Here is a 3,262-nt window from a genome sequence, read left to right as displayed (position 1 = left end):
GTCGCGCCAAGCAGGCCGTCGGCGCGCGCGGCGGCCGCGAAACAAAGCAGCAGCACCAGCAGCAAAGCGGCCCAGGCCACGCGCGTGGCATGCGCCGCGGCCCCGCCCCTCTTGTCCGCGCTGCCCGCCAATCCCATCTCTTGTCCGTCGCTCCCGGTTTGACGCATTGCGCCCGGTCTTCTCGCCGAGGCCCGTCAGGCCGCCAATTCGATTAACGATTGGTATTCAGAGAAGGTTAACCAAGCCTTTCATGAGGTGGGACAAATGGCATCTTCCCCAACGGAAGCGCTTTTTGCCGGCATCCGAAATCGGGGTTGCCTTCCATCCCGCCAAATCATAAAAGCGACATTGGATCACTGCAATCCTGGAACCGCTCGCCTCAGCAGTTTCCTGCCAAAGGTCGGATGCAAAGGCGGCTCCTTTATCCTTCCAGGCTCATGTGGTCGCGACGATTTTCGCAGGCGTGCTCCCGTGGCGGGGGAATCGCTTGCGTGAGGAAAACGGCCGGGTTCGCCCCGCGCCGGCTCTTCGTGAGCAAACAAGCTGGTCCGGCTCAGCCCGGGCTTTGGTTCAAAAGGTTCTGCTGGGTGCCGATGGCTTCAAGCGCAATCATGGAAAGGTCCGCATCAAACCGCGCCATACTGGCTGCGGGCGGCACCGCCATCGCGCTCAAGCGGCGGCTAGCGGACATTCAATTATCCGGCATGCACACAGATACAGGCGCACAGCGGCGGGAATTGCCACGCCAGCTGCGGCCGTCGGCTGCCGGCAGGAAACAAGATAATGCCCAACAAGATGCTGATAGACGCCTCCCACCCGGAGGAAACACGCGTTGTCGTCGTTCGCGGTAACCGCATCGAAGAATTCGACTTTGAATCCCAGGACAAGAAGCAGCTCAAAGGAAACATCTACCTCGCCCGCGTAACCCGCGTCGAACCTTCCCTCCAGGCAGCCTTTGTCGAGTATGGCGGCAACCGTCACGGTTTTCTCGCCTTCAGTGAAATCCATCCCGACTATTATCAGATCCCGGTCGCCGACCGTCAGGCTCTGCTGCGCGCCGAAGCGCAGGAGGCCGAGGACGAAGACGACGAGGAAGCGGAGAACGGCGAAGAGCAGGCGCGCGATCGCGGCGGCCGGCGCAACCGCAGGCGCGGCGGCAAGAACCGTGACCGCGGCGAGCACAGACACGCTTCCTCGGAAAACGAGGAAAGCCCGGCTGAGCCCGCAGCCCTCGAAGAGCCCGCGGCAGAGGCTGCCGGGAGCGAGGAAGCCGGCGGCGTGACCGCCGATGCCTGGCCAGAAGACGCATCGGACGTATCGGATGCCTCCATCGTCGCCGAAGCCGTCGAAGTCGAAACCGACCAGGAAACGGCTGAAGAGTCCGCCGCCGAGACCGGCGGCGGCGACGCAGCGGACAACGAGGACGGCAAGCCGTCCGAAGGTGGCCCCACCTCGATCGCAGCGAGCGTCGAAGCCGATGTGATTTCCGAGGCGGTGCCGCAGGCGGATCAGCCCGAGCAGACCGCCGAAGCCGCCAGCGACAATGATCGCGGCATGCTGGAGGACGTCTCGGCCTCGCATTCGGACGAGCACGAGGTCGAATCGGTCGGCGCCGAGGACGCGCTCGAGGAAATCCGCAGCCGCCGCAAGCCGGTCCGCCGCCAGTACAAAATTCAGGAAGTCATCAAGCGCCGCCAGATCCTTCTGGTGCAGGTGGTCAAGGAAGAACGCGGCAACAAGGGCGCCGCGCTCACCACCTATCTTTCGCTTGCCGGCCGCTATTCGGTGCTGATGCCGAACACAGCGCGCGGCGGCGGCATCTCGCGCAAGATCACCAACGCCCAGGACCGCAAGCGGCTGAAGGAGGTCGTGACCGACCTCGACGTGCCGCAGGGCATGGGTGTCATCCTGCGCACCGCCGGCGAAAGCCGCACCAAGGCCGAGATCAAGCGCGACTACGAGTATCTGATGCGGCTGTGGGAGAACGTCCGCAGCCTCACGCTGCAATCCACGGCCCCTGCCCTCGTCTATGAGGAAGGCAGCCTGATCAAGCGCTCGGTGCGAGACCTCTACAACAAGGATATCGACGAGATCCTCGTTTCCGGCGAGGACGGTTATCGCGAGGCCAAGGACTTCATGCGCATGCTGATGCCGAGCCACGCCAAGGTGGTTCAGCCCTATCGCGACACGACGCCGATCTTCGTGCGCAACGGCATCGAGGCGCAGCTCGACCGCATGCTGCAGCCACAGGTGACGCTGAAAAGCGGCGGCTACATCATCATCAACCAGACCGAGGCGCTGGTCTCGATCGACGTCAACTCCGGCCGCTCCACCAAGGAGCATTCGATCGAGGAGACCGCGCTCCACACCAATCTAGAGGCGGCCGAGGAAGTCGCGCGGCAGCTCAGACTGCGCGACCTTGCCGGCCTCATCGTCATCGACTTCATCGACATGGAGGAGAACCGCAACAACCGCGCTGTCGAGAAGCGGCTGAAGGATCACCTCAAGAACGACCGCGCCCGCATCCAGGTCGGCCGCATCTCGCATTTCGGCCTGATGGAAATGTCGCGTCAGCGCATCCGCGCCAGCGTGCTGGAATCGACCATGAAGCCCTGCCCGCATTGCGGCGGCACCGGCCATGTGCGTTCCGATTCCTCCGTGGCGCTGATGGTGGTGCGGGCGATCGAGGAATTCCTGCTCAAGGATTCGCGCAGCCACATCATCGTGCGCACGCCGGCCGCGACGGCGCTTTACGTGCTGAACCACAAGCGCGCCAACCTTGTGGAGCTCGAAGCCCGTTTCGGCCTGACGATCACGATCGAGGCTGACGAGACTCTCGGCACCCAGCATTACGCGATCTTCCGCGGCGCCATAGCCGAGAAGCCGGAAGGTTTTGTCGAGGTGCGCAGCCTGCCGGCCTATGTCGAGCCGGACGAGCCCGAGGACGAGATCGTCATCGAGGAGGAAGAAGAGGCCGCGGTGCAGGCCGAACAGCCGCGCCAGCCGCAGCAGCAGGGCCAGCACCAGCAGCGGTCCGAGGACGGCGAAGGCCGCGACCGCAAGCGTCGCAAGCGCCGGCGGCGGCGTGGCGGCAGGGACCGCGACCGCGAGCACAATGGGGATGTCGCGGCGGCGCCGGCGGAAGCTGGCGAAACCAGCGACGATGCCGCGGATGCGCCGGAAGAAGCAGCCCAGGAGGCGACCGCTGGCGGCGAAGCCGAGGCAACCGCTACCGATGATGCTTCCGGCAAGAAGCGCCGGC

Annotated in this window: 2 protein-coding genes; one reads left to right on the top strand and one right to left on the bottom strand. The window is 64.6% G+C overall.

The genetic code is table 11. The features are described 5' to 3' along the window. Positions 1–553: 553 nt before the first annotated feature. Positions 554–691, bottom strand: a complete 138-nt coding sequence (locus EOA28_RS39120) for a hypothetical protein (protein ID WP_189342244.1) — start codon at positions 689–691, stop codon at positions 554–556. Between the two features lie 92 nt (positions 692–783). Here EOA28_RS39120 and EOA28_RS29900 point away from each other — a divergent pair. Beyond that, a partial coding sequence (locus EOA28_RS29900) for a ribonuclease E/G (protein WP_148670936.1) occupies positions 784–3,262 on the top strand: 2,479 nt, incomplete at its 3' end.

The organism is Mesorhizobium sp. M2A.F.Ca.ET.067.02.1.1 (assembly GCF_004023285.1).
Classification (GTDB): domain Bacteria; phylum Pseudomonadota; class Alphaproteobacteria; order Rhizobiales; family Rhizobiaceae; genus Mesorhizobium.
The sequence above is the reverse complement of the archived record's forward strand: the minus strand, read 5'-3'. Positions and strand labels throughout refer to the sequence as shown.

Bases quoted from the DNA above. Each gene is read 5' to 3' on its own strand.
- EOA28_RS39120 (WP_189342244.1), bottom strand. From the start codon at position 691: ATGTCCGCTAGCCGCCGCTTGAGCGCGATGGCGGTGCCGCCCGCAGCC.